The organism is Kitasatospora sp. NPDC059646, assembly GCF_042734615.1.
Classification (GTDB): domain Bacteria; phylum Actinomycetota; class Actinomycetes; order Streptomycetales; family Streptomycetaceae; genus Kitasatospora.
In genome coordinates, this window is sequence record NZ_JBHWDS010000001.1 from 120,328 (window position 1) to 136,234 (window position 15,907).

The 15,907-nt window shown below is 75.6% G+C and carries 15 protein-coding genes; 5 read left to right on the forward strand and 10 right to left on the reverse strand.

Going from position 1 to position 15,907, the window contains the following annotated elements; translation table 11 throughout:
- Nucleotides 1-2: 2 nt before the first annotated feature.
- The gene (locus tag ACFV1L_RS00570; RefSeq protein ID WP_380361592.1) at nucleotides 3-1,280 is read right to left on the reverse strand and encodes an ABC transporter substrate-binding protein; all 1,278 of its coding nucleotides are present in this window, start codon (nucleotides 1,278-1,280) and stop codon (nucleotides 3-5) included.
- A gap of 131 nt (nucleotides 1,281-1,411) precedes the next feature.
- Nucleotides 1,412-2,566, reverse strand: a complete 1,155-nt coding sequence (locus tag ACFV1L_RS00575; protein ID WP_380361593.1) for an ROK family protein — start codon at nucleotides 2,564-2,566, stop codon at nucleotides 1,412-1,414.
- Between the two features lie 161 nt (nucleotides 2,567-2,727).
- Between ACFV1L_RS00575 and ACFV1L_RS00580 the strand changes: the two genes are divergently transcribed.
- On the forward strand, nucleotides 2,728-4,857 hold the full coding sequence (locus ACFV1L_RS00580; RefSeq protein ID WP_380361595.1) for an alpha-galactosidase: 2,130 nt from the start codon (nucleotides 2,728-2,730) through the stop codon (nucleotides 4,855-4,857).
- Between the two features lie 7 nt (nucleotides 4,858-4,864).
- On the opposite strand, the gene ACFV1L_RS00585 is transcribed toward ACFV1L_RS00580, so the two are convergent.
- The gene (locus tag ACFV1L_RS00585) at nucleotides 4,865-5,257 is read right to left on the reverse strand and encodes a winged helix-turn-helix transcriptional regulator (RefSeq protein WP_380361597.1); all 393 of its coding nucleotides are present in this window, start codon (nucleotides 5,255-5,257) and stop codon (nucleotides 4,865-4,867) included.
- 122 nt (nucleotides 5,258-5,379) lie between these two features.
- Between ACFV1L_RS00585 and ACFV1L_RS00590 the strand changes: the two genes are divergently transcribed.
- A complete protein-coding gene (locus ACFV1L_RS00590; protein ID WP_380361598.1) occupies nucleotides 5,380-6,225 on the forward strand; it encodes an NAD(P)H-binding protein in 846 nt (281 codons plus the stop codon).
- Here ACFV1L_RS00590 and ACFV1L_RS00595 read toward each other — a convergent pair.
- The 3 genes from ACFV1L_RS00595 to ACFV1L_RS00605 all read right to left on the reverse strand — a co-directional run bounded on the left by ACFV1L_RS00595 (nucleotide 6,222) and on the right by ACFV1L_RS00605 (nucleotide 9,647).
- On the reverse strand, nucleotides 6,222-7,190 hold the full coding sequence (locus ACFV1L_RS00595) for an alpha/beta fold hydrolase (protein ID WP_380361600.1): 969 nt from the start codon (nucleotides 7,188-7,190) through the stop codon (nucleotides 6,222-6,224). The genes ACFV1L_RS00590 and ACFV1L_RS00595 overlap by 4 nt on opposite strands.
- Before the next feature lie 484 nt (nucleotides 7,191-7,674).
- Nucleotides 7,675-8,319: a response regulator gene (locus ACFV1L_RS00600; RefSeq protein ID WP_380361602.1), complete on the reverse strand. Its 645-nt coding sequence runs from the start codon at nucleotides 8,317-8,319 to the stop codon at nucleotides 7,675-7,677.
- Nucleotides 8,316-9,647 carry a sensor histidine kinase gene (locus ACFV1L_RS00605; RefSeq protein WP_380361604.1) on the reverse strand — a complete coding sequence of 444 codons (1,332 nt, stop codon included), beginning with the start codon at nucleotides 9,645-9,647 and terminating at the stop codon, nucleotides 8,316-8,318. The genes ACFV1L_RS00600 and ACFV1L_RS00605 overlap by 4 nt, the downstream gene beginning before the upstream one ends.
- Nucleotides 9,648-9,826: 179 nt before the next feature.
- On the opposite strand from ACFV1L_RS00605, the gene ACFV1L_RS00610 reads away from it, so the two are divergent.
- Together ACFV1L_RS00610 and ACFV1L_RS00615 are read left to right on the forward strand one after the other, a co-directional pair.
- A complete protein-coding gene (locus tag ACFV1L_RS00610) occupies nucleotides 9,827-10,882 on the forward strand; it encodes an ABC transporter permease (protein ID WP_380361606.1) in 1,056 nt (351 codons plus the stop codon).
- 32 nt (nucleotides 10,883-10,914) lie between these two features.
- Nucleotides 10,915-11,613, forward strand: coding sequence for an ABC transporter ATP-binding protein (locus tag ACFV1L_RS00615; protein ID WP_380361607.1), 699 nt, complete (start codon nucleotides 10,915-10,917; stop codon nucleotides 11,611-11,613).
- Here the strand turns inward: ACFV1L_RS00615 and ACFV1L_RS00620 are convergent.
- Nucleotides 11,610-12,308, reverse strand: a complete 699-nt coding sequence (locus ACFV1L_RS00620; RefSeq protein ID WP_380361609.1) for an ArsR/SmtB family transcription factor — start codon at nucleotides 12,306-12,308, stop codon at nucleotides 11,610-11,612. The genes ACFV1L_RS00615 and ACFV1L_RS00620 overlap by 4 nt on opposite strands.
- A gap of 65 nt (nucleotides 12,309-12,373) precedes the next feature.
- On the opposite strand from ACFV1L_RS00620, the gene ACFV1L_RS00625 reads away from it, so the two are divergent.
- The gene (locus tag ACFV1L_RS00625; RefSeq protein WP_380361611.1) at nucleotides 12,374-12,973 is read left to right on the forward strand and encodes a flavin reductase family protein; all 600 of its coding nucleotides are present in this window, start codon (nucleotides 12,374-12,376) and stop codon (nucleotides 12,971-12,973) included.
- A gap of 7 nt (nucleotides 12,974-12,980) precedes the next feature.
- On the opposite strand, the gene ACFV1L_RS00630 is transcribed toward ACFV1L_RS00625, so the two are convergent.
- The 3 genes from ACFV1L_RS00630 to ACFV1L_RS00640 are packed head-to-tail and all read right to left on the reverse strand — an operon-like array spanning nucleotide 12,981 to nucleotide 15,640.
- Nucleotides 12,981-13,652, reverse strand: coding sequence for a GntR family transcriptional regulator (locus ACFV1L_RS00630; protein WP_380361613.1), 672 nt, complete (start codon nucleotides 13,650-13,652; stop codon nucleotides 12,981-12,983).
- Between the two features lie 42 nt (nucleotides 13,653-13,694).
- A complete protein-coding gene (locus tag ACFV1L_RS00635) occupies nucleotides 13,695-14,636 on the reverse strand; it encodes an ornithine cyclodeaminase family protein (RefSeq protein WP_380361615.1) in 942 nt (313 codons plus the stop codon).
- On the reverse strand, nucleotides 14,633-15,640 hold the full coding sequence (locus tag ACFV1L_RS00640) for a proline racemase family protein (RefSeq protein ID WP_380361616.1): 1,008 nt from the start codon (nucleotides 15,638-15,640) through the stop codon (nucleotides 14,633-14,635). Before ACFV1L_RS00640 ends, ACFV1L_RS00635 begins: the two co-directional genes overlap by 4 nt.
- Nucleotides 15,641-15,907 lie beyond the last annotated feature (267 nt).

The window sequence follows — 15,907 nt, forward strand, 5'->3', positions numbered from 1 at the left end:
GGTCAGCCGCGCTGCTTGTCGATCTCGGCCTGGGCCTGGGCGGCGGCGTCCCGGAGCAGCGTGGCGACGTCGCCCTGGCCGTTGAGGGCTTTGGTGGCGGCGGCGGTGAACACGGTGGAGACGGCGGTGTTCCAGGTGCCGGGGTTGCGCCGGCCGTGAGCGGCGGCGAGTTCGACGGTCTGCTTGGCGGGGCCGGTGGAGAGCTTGTCGGCGTGCGCGGCGAGCGAGCTGCGGGCCGGCACGTGGAGGCCGTAGGACTGGGCGAAGTCCCGCTGCAGGTCGGTCTGTTGGATCCACAGCCACTGGACGTACCGCTTGGCGGCGTCGACGTGCCGGCCCTTGGCGTTGACGCAGGAGGTCCAGCCGCCGACGCGGACCGCGGGCCGGCCGCCGGCCTTGAGGGCGGGCCAGGGCAGCACGCCGAAGTCGTCGCCGAGGGCGCTCTGGACGGCGGGCATCGCCCACAGGCCGCACCACTGCATCGGGGCGGCGCCCTGGACCAGCGCGGACGGGTCCCACCAGTCGGTGGTGTAGCCGAGCAGCAGGGACTTGTCGTCGTGCAGGCGCTTCAGGGCGGTGATCGCCTCGACGCCCTGCGGGGAGTCGAACGCGGCCCTGCCGTCGGCGCCGACGAGTTCGCCGCCGGCCGCGAGGACGGCGAGCAGCGGGCTGTCGCCGACGCCGTCGTTGCCGACGAACAGGCCCTTGGTGCCGCCGCCGGTCAGGGCCTTGGCGGCGGAGGCGAGGGCGTCGAAGGTGTCGGGCGGGGCGATTCCGGCCTTGGCGAGGGCGCTCTTGCGGTAGTAGAGCATCATCACGTCGTCGATCATCTTGACGCCGTGGACCTTGCCGCCGACGGTCTCCTGGTCGAGGTCGCCCCGGTCGAAGTCGGCCTTGGCGTCGCCGTACAGGTCGTCGAGCGCGGCGATCTGTCCGCGGGCGGCGAGGCCGGCGGCGAAGTCGCCGATCTCGAAGACGTCGGGCGCGGCGTCGGTGAGCAGGGTCGCGTTGAGCTTGCTCGCGTAGTCGCCGGGGACCCAGGTGACCTTGACGGCGATGTCGGGGTTGGCCTTGGTGAACGCGGCGGCGTAGCGGGTGACGGCCTGTTGGGTGCCGGCCTCGCCGTAGGCGTGGTACCAGACGTTCAGGGTGGTGGCGGCGCCGTGGGAGCCGTCGCCGCCGACCGGGTCGGTGGTGCAGGCGACGGCGGCGCCGGCGACGAGGAGCAGGGAGCCGGTGAGGAAGCTCCGGCGGCCGAGCTGCGAGTGGGCTGCGCTCATCGCGCATCCTCCTGGAGGGTGGGGTGAGGGTGGGGGGTGACGGTGCTGTCGGTGCGCCGGGGGACCGGACGGCGGTGGAGGGTTGACGAGCCGTCATGACGCTGCGGAGCGGGGTGGCCGGTCGGGGGCCGTCAGGGCAGGAGGGCCTGGATGCCCACGACGGCGGCGCCGCGGGCCCATTCCTCCCACGGGAGCGGGCGGAGGATCAGCGGGCACTGGGCGGCGCCGAAGCAGTGCGCGGCGTAGGAGTGCAGGATGTGGGTGTCGAGCAGGTCGTAGGTGTCGAGTCCTTCGCCGGTGACCACGACCCGTTCGGGGCCGATCAGGTTCACCAGGTTCGCGATGCCGACGCCGATCGCCCGCCCGGCCCGGGCGAAGGCGTCCCGGGCGATCCGGTCGCCGGCCCGCGCGGCTCGCACGGCGGCGGCGAAGTCCAGGTCGGGCCGGTCGCTGGCGCGGCGGATCGCGCCGAGGACGGCGTCGGTGGAGGCGATCGCCTCGACGCAGCCGACCGATCCGCAGTGGCAGCGCGGCCCGTTCGGATCGACGCCGATGTGTCCCAGTTCGCCGGCCACGCCGTGGGCGCCGGCGATCGGCCGGCCGTTGACGACGAGTCCGGAGCCGATGCCCGCGCCGATGGTGACCAGCGCGAAGTACTCGGTGCCGATGCCCTCGCCGAACCAGTGCTCGGCGGCGGTGAGGGCCTTGACGTCGTTCTCCAGAGTGACCGTCAGGCCTGTTGCGGCGGCGGCCATGTCGGCGAACGGGACGTCGCGCCAGCCGGGCAGGACGGAGTAGCGGACCCGTCCGGCGGGGCGGTCGACGTCCCCGGAGACCGCGATCCCGAGGTGCCGGGTGCGCGGGCGGTAGGCCGGGTCGGCGGCGAGCAGTTCGGTGACCAGCTCGGCCAGCAGGGCGCACACGGCCTCGGGGCCGCGGTCGCCGAGCGGGCGGCCGGCGGTGGTCCGGACCTGGGCGCGCAGGTCGCAGACCGCGCCGTACAGGGTGTCCGCGCTGATCTTGACGCCGACGAAGAACTCCCGGTCGGGGCTGACCGCCAGCGGGTTCACCGGGCGGCCGGCGCCCGGCGCGGTGCGCTCCGGGGGCAGTTCGAACAGGTAGCCGTCCTCGATCAGCGGCTTCGCGGCCTTGGTGACCGCGGTGGAGGACAGGCCGGTGCGCCGCGCCAGCTCGACCCGGCTGAGCGGCCCTTCGGCCAACAGCAGGGCGAGGACGGCCGTTTCGGCCGGCGCAGAAACCAGCGGACGTGATGGATTCGGGAACACGGCGGCAACCTAGCGCCGATTAAATAACTTCGTCCAGTATTGATTTCGGTCACCGGACGGCCCTACGCTCGGCCCCGATTTCCTTGTCCGGCACGCCAGTTGAGCCCCCGGGCCCGACCGCTCCGGGCACCTGTCCCGCTCCTCGGCCTCCGCAACCCCTGGTGACCACCGTGCCCGTCACGCTCCCGCCCGTCTCCTTCGACCCGGCCCGCGGTGTCGCCGAACTCCGCACGCCGGGCAGCCTCTACGCCCTGCGCCTGGACGCCGACGGCAGCCCCCGTCACCTGTACTGGGGGCCGCCGATCGACCCGGCCGCCCTCGACGCGCTCGCCGCGCCGCGCTCCCCCGCGGACAGCAGCTTCGAGGCCTGGGCCGCCGCCGACGAACTCGCCCCGCAGACCGGCGCCCGGTTCGGCCCCGCCGGACTCCAGGTCCGGTTCGCCGACGGCACCCGCGGCGCCCAGTGGGGGCCCGCCGAACCCCGGGTCACCGGCGACGGCCTGCGGATCCTGCTGACCGACCGTCACTTCCCGCTCACCGCCGAACTCTGCTACCGCGTCCGCCCCGACGGCGACGTCGTCGAACGCTGGACGGAACTGCACCACACCGGCTCCCCGGGCGACGGGCCGATCACCGTCGACCGGCTGGACTCCGCCTCCTGGACCCTGCCGCCACTGCCCGACTACCGGATCGGGCACCTGGTCGGCGGCTGGAACAGCGAGTTCCAGCTCCGGCGCGAACGCCTGCCCGTCGCCGAGACCGTCCTGACCGGCCGCCGCGGCCTCACCGGCCACCACGCCTCCCCCTGGCTCGCCCTCGACGACGGCACCGCCACCGAGGAGCACGGCGAAGTCTGGTCCACCGCCCTCGCCTGGAGCGGCAGTTGGCGCATCACCGTGCACCGCGACCCGGTCGGCCGGACCACGTGGACCGGCGGCTTCGGCCACGAGGGCATCGGCTGGACGCTCCGGCCGGGCGAACGGCTCACCACCCCCGTCTTCGCCGGCCTGTACACCCGCGGCGGCTTCGGCGCCGCCAGCCGCGCCTGGCACGACCACGTCCGCGCCCACGTGCTGCCCGACGCCGCGTCCGACCGGCCCGTGGTCTACAACTCCTGGGAGGCCACCCACTTCGACGTCTCCCACCCCGGACAGCTGCGCCTCGCCGAACGCGCGGCCGCACTCGGCGCCGAACTCTTCGTCCTCGACGACGGATGGTTCGGCGCCCGCCGCGACGACCGCGCCGGCCTCGGCGACTGGACGCCCCGCCCCGCCGCCTTCCCCGACGGCCTGCGCCCGTTCGCCGAACAGGTGCACCGCCTCGGCATGGCCTTCGGCCTGTGGGTCGAACCCGAGATGGTCAACCGCGACAGCGACCTGTACCGCGCCCACCCCGACTGGGTCGTCCACTCCCCCACCCGCACCGCATCCGAGCTGCGCAACCAGCTGGTGCTGGACTTCTCACGGCCCGAGGTGGAGGCGTGGGCGCTGGACACGCTGGACCGGCTCGTCCGCGACAACGACGTCGACTGGCTCAAATGGGACGCCAACCGGCCCTTCACCGAAGCCGGCCGACCCGGGCAGGACGACCCCGACCGGCTGTGGATCGACCACGTCCGCGCCGTCCACCGGATCATGGACCGGCTCCGCGACGCCCACCCGCACCTGCGGATCGAGGCCTGCGCCGGCGGCGGCGGCCGGGTCGACCTCGGCATCCTGGCCCGCACCGACCAGACCTGGCCCTCCGACAACACCGACCCGGTCGACCGGATCGCGATCCAGCACGGCTACGGCCAACTGCTGCCCGCCGCCACCATGGCCTCCTGGATCACCGACTCCCCGAACCCCGCCACCGGCCGCAGCACCCCGCTGCGCTTCCGCGCCCACGTCGCGATGGCCGGCGTGCTCGGGCTCGGCGGCGACCTGACCGCCTGGACCGAGGACGAACTCGCCGAGTGCGCCGACCTGGTGGCCCGCTACAAGCGCATCCGCCCGCTGGTCCAGCACGGCCGCCAGCACCGCCCGCCCACGCCCGACGGCGTCACCGCCGTCCACTACGCCGCCCCCGACGACACCGAACACGCCGTCCTCGTCTGGCGCCCCACCACCCGCTTCGGCCACCAGCCGCCCCCACTGCGCCTCCCCGCCCTCGACCCCCGCGCCCACTACCTCGACCTCGACACCGGCCGCCCCCACCCGGGCGCCCTCCTCCACCACCGCGGCCTCGACCTCCACCTCCCTCCGGGCGACTACGCCAGCCGCCTCGTCCACCTCCGCCGCGAGCCGTCCTGACGGGGCGTCAGGGTGCCTGGTCGTAGGCGTGCCGGGCCTGTTCGACCTGGTCGAGGTGGGTGGCGGCCCACCGGGCGAGGTCGGCGAAGAGCGGGGCCAGGGTGCGGCCGAGGTCGGTGATCTCGTACTCGACGCGGGGCGGGACCTCGGGGTGGTAGGTGCGGCGGACCATGCCGTCGCGTTCGAGTTGGCGCAGGCGCTGGGTCAGCACCTTCGGGGTGATCGCGCCGATCGCGCGTTCCAGTTCGACGAAGCGCTGCCGGCCCCGGGTGTGCAGGGTCCACAGGATCGGCGTGGTCCAGCGGCTGAACACGATGTCGACCACGGCGCTGGTGGGGCAGGCGAGTTCGGGGTCGGTCCCGGGGGCCGGGGCCCGGCCTGCTCCGGTGTCGGCGGCCACGGGCACTCCACGGGTAGTCGCTTTCCTCTAGGTACCTACTGTATCGGCCTTGTTAGCGTCCTCCCACCGCCCGGGGCGCCGCCCCGGCTGCGGCACCAGCCATGCGGACAACGGGAGTTGACATGATCGTAGTGACCGGCGGGACCGGCAACGTGGGCGGCGCGCTGGTGCGGGCCCTGGCCGGGTCCGGTGCGCGGACCACCGCCACGTCCCGGAACGTCTCGGCGGCGGACGTCCCCGCGCACGTGGCCCACCACCGCGCCGACCTGGCCGATCCGGAGAGCCTGCGACCGGTGTTCGACGGCGCCGACGCCCTGTTCCTGCAGAACGGCGGGCCGAGCGCCCACCTGGTGGACCCGAACGCCGTGCTGGGCGCGGCAAAGGCAGCCGGCATCGGCCGCGTCGTCCTGCTGTCCTCGCTGGGCGTGGTGACCCGGCCCGGGTCGCAGTCCCACGGGGTGATCGGCCGGGCCTTCGAGGACGCCGTGCGGCAGTCGGGCCTGGAGTGGACGATCCTGCGACCGGGCGGCTTCCACTCCAACGCGTACGCCTGGGCGGAGCCGGTCCGCGCCCACCGGACCGTCGCCGCCCCGTTCGCGGACGTCGCCCTGCCGTCCGTCGACCCGGAGGACATCGCCGGGGTCGCGGCCGCCGCGCTGCTCACGGACGGCCACGGCGGGCAGGCCTACGAGCTGACCGGCCCGGCCGCCGTGACGCCCCGTCAGCAGGCGGGGTCGCTCGCCGCCGCGCTCGGCGAGCCCGTCCGGTTCGTCGAGCAGACCCGCGAGGAGGCGCGGGCGCAGCTGCTGCGGTTCCTGCCGGAGCCCGTCGCGGACACCACGCTGGACATCCTCGGCGCGCCCGTGCCCGCCGAGCAGCGCGTCAGCCCGGACGTCGAGCGGGTCCTCGGCCGCGCCCCGCGCAGCTTCGCCGACTGGGCGCGGCGCCACGTCGGGGCGTTCCGCTAGTCGTCCAGGTGGGCGAGGAAGTCCAGCAGGGCCGCGTTCACCTCGGCGGGGCGTTCCTGCTGGGTCCAGTGGCCGGTCTCCGGGAGGCGGAGGTGGCCGTGCAGTCGGGGCAGTCGGCCCAGCAGATGGGCCAGCGCCTCCGGCGGGACCAGCGCGTTGACCAGGTCCTGCTCGCCCGCGGCGTACAGCGCCGGGACGTCGATCGTCAGGTCGGCGAAAGGGGCCAGGAGTTCGGCGTTCCGGTCCAGGTTGCGGTACCAGTTGAGCCCGCCGGTGAACGCGTGCCGGCCGTGCCGGGCGTAGTCGGCGGTGAAGGCGTCGAGGTCGGCCTCGGTGAGCCAGTGCGGGAGCCGCTCGGGCTCGGGGAGGGTGTCGAGGAGCTTGCCGCCCTCGGGGACGATCCACGGGCGCGGTACGCCGTCGGGCTGCACGCCGCACAGGATGCGTCGCAGGCTCGTCCGGACGTCCGTGGCCAACTCGGCGTCGGCCCGGCCCGGTTCCTGGAAGTAGACCTGGTAGAAGCCCTCCCCGTACGCCTCCTGGAGCGAACGCAGCGGCGGCGGTCCGCCCATCGGCAGCGGCGGCACGCTCAGCCCGGCCACCCCGCGCACCAGGTCCGGCCGCAGCGCCGCCGTGGCCCAGGCGACCAGAGCGCCCCAGTCGTGCCCGACCACCACCGCCCGTCGCGCGCCCAGCTCCCCGATCAGTGCCGTCACGTCGCCCACCAGGTGCAGCAGGGTGTACGCGTCGATCGCCTCCGGCCGTGAGCTGCGGGCGTACCCGCGCTGGTCCGGCGCGACCACCCGGTATCCGGCTGCGGCCAGCGGGCCGAACTGGTGCCGCCACGAGTACCAGCTCTCCGGGAACCCGTGCAGCAGCAGGACCAGCGGCCCTTCGCCCTGCTCCGCGAGGTGCAGCCGCACCCCGTTCACCTCGACCTGGCCGTGCTCGATGCTGTCGCTCAACTCCAGCTCCTCGTCCGGGCAGCGGGCCTTCCGGCCCCTCCCTGCGGAAACGTCCGCGCCGGGCCCGGGAGTTCCGGGCCCCGGACCCGGTTCCCGGGCCCGCCGCGCCGGCCCTCTCGTCCGGGCTGCCGATCCGTTCGAACCCCGCCGGGGCCGACAGCAGGCCGAAGGCGGGTTCGAGGTCGTCGGCGAAGGCCGGGGCAGTGAGGTCGGCGGGGCCGGTGACCGGGCGGGCGAAGGAGCGTTCGCGGAGGACGGCCGGCGAGGCGGCGGTCCGAGTGGCCGTCAGGGGGGCCAGGTGCTCCGCCGCGTTCCGCACCGAGGACGTCGGCGAGGGCGTGGCGGCGGCGTCCCCGGCGGGTCGGCCGCAGACGACGCGTCCCACGGCGGCCCGGGCGGCCTCGCCCGTCGTGACGTCCCCGATGCCGCGTTCGGCGATCCGGCGCAGCGCGGGCCCGCCGCCCGGCCGGGTCCGCCGGGCGGCTCAGCGGTCGGCGGGTCGGACGATTCCGGCGGCGAGGCCGGCGGCGACGGCGGAGGTGCGGGAGTCGACGCCGAGCTTGTCGTAGATGTGGACGAGGTGGGTCTTGACGGTCGCTTCGCTGATGAACAGGCGCTTGGAGATCTGCCGGTTGGGGAGGCCCTCGGCGAGGAGTTGGAGGATCTCGGCCTCGCGCGGGGAGAGCGTGGGGCGGCCGGCCCGGACCCGGCCGAGCAGGCGGGCGGCGACCGGCGGGGCGAGGACGGTCTCGCCGCGGGCGGTGGCGTGGATGGCGGCGGCGAGGTCCTCCGGCGGGGCGTCCTTGAGCAGGTAGCCGGTGGCGCCGGCTTCGACGGCGGCGAGGATGTCGGCGTCGGTGGAGTAGGTGGTGAGGACGAGGACGGCGGGCGGGTCGGGCAGTGCGGTGATCCGCCGGGTGGCTTCGACGCCGTGCATGCCGGCGCCCATCTGAAGGTCCATCAGGACGACGTCGGGGCGCTGCCCGGCGGGGAGCGTGTCGAGCAGGTCGAGCGCGGCCGCGCCGTCGGCGGCCTCGCCGACGGCGGTGACGTCGTCGAGGTCGTCGACCATGGCGCGCAGGCCGCGCCGCACCACGGGGTGGTCGTCCACCACCAGGACCCGGATCACCGGCGCACCCCCGCGAGGCGTGCCCCCGTGAGGCGTGTCCCCGTGAGGCGTGCCCCCGCGCGACGCAGCCGCAGCGCGGCGCCGGGCGGGGTCTGCGGGCGGGCCCCGGGTGCGGGGGTGTCGGCGGCGGCCGGCGGGTCGATGGCGCGCAGCGGCAGCGTCGCGGCGACGGCGGTGCCTTCGCCGGGGGTGGATTCGACGGTGAGGGTGCCGCCGAGGGCGGCGATGCGTTCGTGCATGCCGTGCAGGCCGAAGGAGCCGGGGGCGGGTGCGGTGGCGGGGTCGAAGCCGGTGCCGTCGTCGTAGACGTCGAGGGTGACGGTGTCGTCGAGGTAGGCGAGGGTGACGGCGATGTGCTGGGCGGCTGCGTGCCGGACGGCGTTGGCCAGGGCTTCCTGGGTGAGGCGCAGCAGGGCGACCTCGGCCTCGACGGGCAGCGGGTAGGGCTCGCCGTCGAGGTGGAAGGCGGCGTCGGCGCCGTCGGCGAGGCGGCGCAGTGCGTCGGTGAGGGTGGTGTCGTCGAGGGCGGGCGGGGTGAGGGCGTGGACGAAGCGGCGGGCCTCGGCGAGGTTGGCGGAGGCGGTCTGCTCGATCTCGCGCAGCAGCGGGGCGGCGGCCGACGGCTCGTCGGGGAGTTCGGCGGCGGCGTCGCGGGCGAGCAGCACGATGCCGGCCAGGCCCTGGGCGAGGGTGTCGTGGATCTCGCGGGCGAGACGCTGGCGTTCGGCGAGGCGGCCGGCCTCGCGCTGGCTGGCGGCGAGTTCGCCGCGGGTGCGGACCAGGTCGTCGATGAGCTGCTGGCGGGCCCGGCTCTCCCGGTAGAGGGCGGCCCAGCCGTAGGCGGTGAGCAGGGCGACGGCGGTTCCGGCGAGCGGGCCGATGATCTTGGCGGTGGTGAGCCCGCCGGGGGTGGTGGCCTGGGCCGCGACCACGGCGACGGTCATGACGGCGACGGCGGGCAGGGCCCAGCGCACCGGCAGGACGTGCAGGCAGACGAAGTACAGCGGGAACGCGAGGTAGCTGAACTCGGGGTGCTGGAGGGTGAGTTCGATCCACAGCAGGGCGACGGCGGCGAGCCAGGCGGTGCCCAGGACGCGTGATTCGCGGATCTGCCGCAGCGCGCCGCCGGCGGCGTACACGACGGTGAGCGCCCCGGCGAGGGCCCAGCCGGCCGCGCCGAGCGCGCCGTCGGCGGCGGCGCGGATCAGCAGCACGGCGAGCAGCGTGAAGAACAGGCCGTGCACGGCGAGGTTGGCCAGCCGCAGGGCGGGTGTCGGGCCTGCGGGCGAGCGGTGCGGCTCGGGGGCGGGTGGTTCGGTACGGGGCACGCTTTCCGAGGGTACGGGGCGCGGGACGCGGGTCGGTGCGGCGCGGCATCAACCGTTCGATGGATTTTCGGGTGCACCGCCCGGTGGGTGCGCAGTCCGCCCGTCTCTCCGATGGCAGGACGGCGCGGAGACGCGAAGGTGGAGTGGTCTCGTCCGGCTTGTCCTTCGGAAGGTTTCCCGTGTTCGTCGCATTGCGTGACATCCGTTTCGCCAAGGGGCGGTTCGCCCTGATGGGCGCGGTGGTCACCCTGATCACGACCCTGGTGGTGTTCCTGTACGGCCTGACCGGCGGGCTGTCCTCGGCGGCGTCCTCGACGATCGCCGAACTCCCGGTGGACGGCGTGGTGTTCGGCGCGCCGGCGGGCGCGGAGCCGGAGGTGTCGTTCGCGTCCAGCACGGTGACGGCCGATCAGCAGGCGAAGGTGGCGGCGGCCCGGGGCACCGAGGACGCCCACCCGCTGGGGGTGGCGATGACCAGGCTGACGGCGCCGGGCGGCGCGGCCTCGGTGAGCGTGCTGGGCACCGACGCGGCGCTGCTGCCGCCGGTGTCGGCCGGCTCGGCGCCGAAGGACGGCGAGGTCGCGGTCGGCGCCGACACGGCGAAGGAGTACCGGCTGTCCCCCGGCAGCCAGGTCACCCTGGGCGCGGAGAAGCTGACCGTCAGCGGCGTCACCGCCGAGCGCTCGCTCTCGCACGCGCCGAGCGTGTGGACGACTCCCGCGACGTGGCAGCAGGTGTCCGGCCAGAAGCAGGCGACCGCGGTCGCGGTGCACGGCTCCCCGAAGGACCTGCCCTCCGACCTGAAGGCGGTCCCCCGCGGCGACGCGCTGGCGGGCATCAACGGGTACTCGGCGGAGCGGGGCAGCCTGCAGATGATCCAGGGCTTCCTGTTCGCGGTCAGCGCCCTGGTGGTCGGCGCGTTCTTCACGGTGTGGACGGTGCAGCGCCGGCCGGACATCGCGGTGCTGAAGGCCGTCGGCGCGTCCAGCGGCTACCTGGTGCGCGACGCGCTCGCCCAGGCCGCGGCCGTGCTGCTGGCGGGCGCGCTGCTGGGCGGGGCGATCGGCGCGGCCGGCGGGGCGTTCGCCTCCTCCGCGGTGCCGTTCGACGTGGGCGTGCTGACGGTCGCGGTGCCGGTCGGCGCGATGGTGGTGCTCGGCCTGCTCGGCGCGGCCCTCGCGGTGCGCCGGATCACCGCCGTGGACCCGCTCGCCGCGCTCGGCGCCAACCGATGACCGCCGCACCCGACTCCCGGAAGGACTCTGCCATGACCACCACCACCGCCGTCCGCACCGGCCTCGCGCTGAGCGGCGTCACCCTCACCTACCCGGACGGCGAGAGCCGCCTGACCGCCCTGGACGACGTCGAACTGTCGGTCGCACCGGGCGAGTTCGTGGCCGTGGTGGGCCCGTCGGGCTGCGGCAAGTCCAGCCTGCTGGCGGTCGCGGCGACGCTGCTGCGCCCCGACCGCGGCCAGGTGCTGATCGACGGCGTGGACGCGGGCGCGCTCGGCGACCGGGAGCGGACGTCGCTGCGCCGCGAGCGCCTCGGCATCGTCTTCCAGCAGTCGAACCTGCTGGCCTCGCTGACGGCCGTGGAGCAGCTGCTGGTGCTGGAGTCGGTCCGCGGCCGCCGGCCGGCGGCCGCCCGGCAGCGGGCCGAGGAGCTGCTGGCGTCGGTCGGCCTGGCCGGCCCGAAGCAGCTGCGCCGCCCGCACCAGCTGTCCGGCGGCGAGCGCCAGCGGGTGAACATCGCCCGCGCCCTGTTCGGCAGCCCGTCGGTGCTGCTGGTCGACGAGCCGACCTCGGCGCTGGACCACGAGCGCGGCGCGCAGGTGGTCGAACTGCTCGCCGAGGTCACCCGCACGCACGGCACGGCGACGGTGATGGTCACCCACGACCGTGATCTGCTCGCCCGCACCGACCGGGTGCTGGAGATGCAGGACGGCCGCCTGACGGCCCGTTAGGCGGCGGCCCACCGGACGCCGAGCAGCTCGTGCAGGGCCCGCTCCCCGGCGGCCGTCACCCGTACCGCCCGGCTGTCGGGCCGCCGCTCCACCCAGCCCGCCGTCAGCGCGTGCCCGCACAGGGCGGCGCCGACGGCGCCGGCCAGGTGCGGGCGGCGTTCGGTGAAGTCCAGGCAGGCCCGGACGGCGGCGCGCCGACCGGGCGCGACCGCGACGCCCTGGTCGGCCAGCCAGCGGGCGCCGGCGGGGGTGAGGGCGAGTCCGTGCCGGTCGTCGAGCAGGCCGCGGGCGGTCATTGCGTCGGCGACGGCGACGCCGAGCGCCCCGGCGAGGTGGTCGTAGCAGGTGCGGGCGCGGGCGAGTTCGCCGTCCCGGCGGGCGGCCCGCAGCGAGGTCGCGGGGGCCGCCGGACCGCCGGCGAACTGGGCGAGCGCCTCGACGAGTTCGGCGGCGACGGGCCCGGCGAGCCGCAGGTAGCGGTGGCGGCCCTGGCGTTCCTCGGCGAGCAGCCCGGCGGCGGCCAGCCGGTTGAGGTGGCCGGTGGCGGTGGAGGCGGCGACCTTCGCGTGGCGGGCGAGTTCGCCGGCCGTCCAGGCCCGGCCGTCGAGCAGGGCGAGGCAGATCGCGGCCCTGGTCGGGTCGGCGAGCAGGGCCGCGGTGTCGGCGAGCCGGCGGGCGCTGAGCGGGGTGTCCACCCGTCCATGGTGCCGTGCCGACACTTCGGCGGGGGCCGAAGGGTTCCGGGCCTACGGTCGGCGGCATGCACGACGACCAGACCTCCCACCGCGTGGTGGAGCCGCACATCCTGTACTTCGGCACGCCGGTGGTGCTGCTGAGCACGATCGACCCGGACGGCGCGGTCAATCTCGCGCCGATCTCCTCCGCGTGGGCGCTGGACCGCACCGTGGTGCTGGGTCTCGGCCCGGACGGGCAGACCTCCCGCAACCTCGCCGCCCGGCCCGAACTGGTGGTGAACGTGCCGGGGCCGGGCCTGTGGCGGCAGGTGGAGCGGCTGGGCGGCACCACCGGCCGGGCGGACGCGCCGCACTTCGTCCGCGACAAGTTCGGGCACGCCGGCCTGACCGCGCAGCCCGCGGAGCTGGTCGCGCCGCCCCGGGTCGCCGAGTGCCCGCTGCAGCTGGAGGCCCGGGTGGCGGACCTGCGGGCGGACGCCACCGGGGAGTTCCTGGTCGTCGAGGTGCAGGTGCTGCGGGTGCACGCGGCGGAGTCGATCACCGTGCCGGGCACCGATTACGTGGAGCCGGCCGCGTGGAGCCCGCTGGTGTACAACTTCCGGCACTACTTCGGGCTGGGCGCGGAGCTCGGCCACTCCGCGCGCAGCCGCACGCCCCGCTCCTGACGGGCCGTCAGGACAGGTCGTCGGCCGCCCACAGGTGGCGGATGTGGCCGAGGTGGCGGGTCATGCACTCCTCGGCGGCCTTGGCGTCGCCGGTGAGCAGCACGTCCAGCAGTTCGAGGTGCTCCTCGGCGGAGGAGACCAGCTCGCCGCGCTGGTCGAGCCGGTTGAGGCCGTACAGGCGGGAGCGCTTGCGCAGGTCGCCGACGGTCTCCACCAGGCGGGCGTTGCCGGCGAGGGCCAGCAGGTCCAGGTGGAACTGGCGGTCGGCCTCCAGGTAGCCGATCAGGTCGTGCTTGCGGGCGGCCGCGACGATCGCCTCGGCCTGCGGGCGCAGCGCCTCCAGCTGGTCGGCGGTGGCGGTGCGGGCGACCCGGCCGACGGTGGGGACCTCGATCAGGGCGCGGATCTCGGTGAACTCGTCGAGGTCCCGCTCGCTGAGCTCGGTGACCCGGAAGCCCTTGTTGCGGACGGCCTCGACCAGGCCCTCGCGGGCCAGGTCGAGCATCGCCTCGCGGACGGGCGTCGCGGAGACCCCGAAGTCGGCGGCCAGCGCGGGCGCCGAGTAGACCACGCCCGGGCGCAGTTCGCCGGAGATCAGGGCGGCGCGCAGGGCGTGGGCGACCTGGTCGCGCAGCCGCTCCTGGACGGAGATGAGGTTGCGGGGCTTCAGGTCCGACATGGCGTTCCTCCGGGGCTTCAACAGAACCGCCATTGTACAATGTCACGTTGCGGAGAGTGAACGCCTTGATCCGCTTCCGTCCGGCCGGACGGAAGCGTACTGGGCCGCCGCCACCGCCAGATCCTGCCAGGCCATGCCGACGCTCTTGAACAGCCTCGGCCGATCATGGCGGACAACCGCCCCTCCGGTCACCAGTTCCGACAGATTGATCTGCCGTTCCTCCGCCGCCCCGGCCATCAGCAGGTCCCCGGCCTCCCGCCGGGCCACCGCCCGCGCCTCCACGAACAGCTGGGCGCGGCCCACCAGTTCGGCGTCCACCTCGCGGGCGTCCGGCTCGTGCGAGCCGACCGCCGCGACCGCGGCGCCGTCCGGCACCAGCCGCCCGTCGAACAGCGGGGTGCGCGCCGTGGTGCAGCACACCACCAGGTCCGCCTCCGCCACCGCCGCCGGGCCGCCCACCGCCGCGTCCAGGCCCAGCCCTGCCGCGTACCGCACCAGCTCGGCCGCCGGGCCGGGCCGCCGCGCCACCACCGTCACCCGCTCCAGCGGCAGCACCGCGCGCACCGCCGCCACGTGCCCGAACGCCTGCGGGCCGGCGCCGAACACCACCAGGTGCGCGGCGTCCGGCCCGGCGAGCGCGCGCAGCGCGAGCGCGGTGACGGCCGGCGTGCGCAGCGCGGTGAGCGCCGCGCCGTCCAGCAGGGCGAGCGGCTGCAGCGTCGGGCCGTCCAGCAGCAGGTAGCTGCCGGTGATCCGGGGCAGCCCCGCCGCCGGGTTGGCCGGCGCCACCCCCGCGACCTTCACCCCGGCGAAGGCGCCGACCGCGGCGGGCATCAGCAGCAGCTCCCCCGCCGGCACCGGCACCGCGGAGCGCTGCGGGCAGTGCTCCACGTCCAGCCCGTCCAGCAGCGCGCGCTCCAGCGCCTCGACGGCGGCCGCGTGGTCGAGCGTCAGGTCCAGCGTCGGTTCCAGGCCCTGGTTCACAGCAGGAACCCCGCGCCGAGGGTGTCGTCGCCGTCCAGCACGAAGCGGTGCTCGCCGGTGCGGTGCGCGGTGCCGGTGACCTCGGTGACCACGCCGTCGCCGACCCGCTCGCGGACCCGGCCGGTGAACACCGTCCCGATGACCGAGTCGTGGCGCAGCGTCTGCGCCGGCCCGAGCACGCCCTCGTCGGCGAGCAGCGCCAGTCGGGCGGACGTCCCCGAGCCGCACGGCGAGCGGTCGATCTGCCCGTCCGCGAACACCGTGACGTTGCGCTGGTGCGGCCCCGACGGCGTGTCGGGCAGCTCGTCGTACAGGATGACGCCGTACACCCCGTCCCGGTACGCCGCGAGCGCCGGGTGCCCGTCCAGCGCGGCCCTGATCTCCCGCCCGGCGGCGGTCAGTTCGGGCAGCCGTTCCGGGACGACGGACAGGCCGAGCGCGGCCGCCGGCAGCGAGGCGTACACCGCTCCGGAGTGCGCCAGGTCCACCGTCACCGCGCCGCGGGAGGTGGCGAGTTCGACCTTCCGGGCGAGCACCCGGGTCGGCACGTTGCGGAAGGTCACCGCCGTGCTGCGCCCGCCGCGCCGGTGCACGGTGGCGGTCACCCGCCCCGAGGGCACGTCGATCCGCACCAGCGCGGTGCCGTCGTCCGGCGCGGCCACCCGGCCGGTGTCCACCGCCCACACCCCGAGCGCCATCGTCCCGTGCCCGCATGCCGTGGAGTAGCCGTCCTTGTGCCAGAACAGCACCCCGAAGTCGGCCTCCCCGTCGTCCGCCGCCACCACGAACCCGCCGTACATCCCCGCGTGCCCGCGCGGCTCCCGGGTCAGCAGCCGCCGCACGTCGTCCAGCGCACTCGCCCGCGGCGACGTCGCCGTCCCGCCGGCCCCGATCGCGATCGCCCGCCGCTCGGCCACACTGTCGCCGGGCACCGGCGGCAGGCCCCCGGTGACGATCCGGAACGGCTCCCCGGCGGTGTGATAGTCAGTGGTGGTGATGTTCATCAATTCTCCACGGCAGTACGCACATTGACGATGGACAGAGCAGAAACGACCCGGCGGCCCCGCCCCCGGACCGGAGGAACGCGGCGCGCCCCGCCGACCGCACCGGCGCGGCCCGCGCCGCAGCCGACACGCAACGGCCGGACGGCGAACCCCGGCGACCGGAAGCACCGCCGGGCACGGCACGATCCGGTGCCTCCACCGGTGCCGCACCCCCACGGCGCACCCGACCGCGCCGCGCCGCAGCGACGCGCCACCGGACCCGGCCGA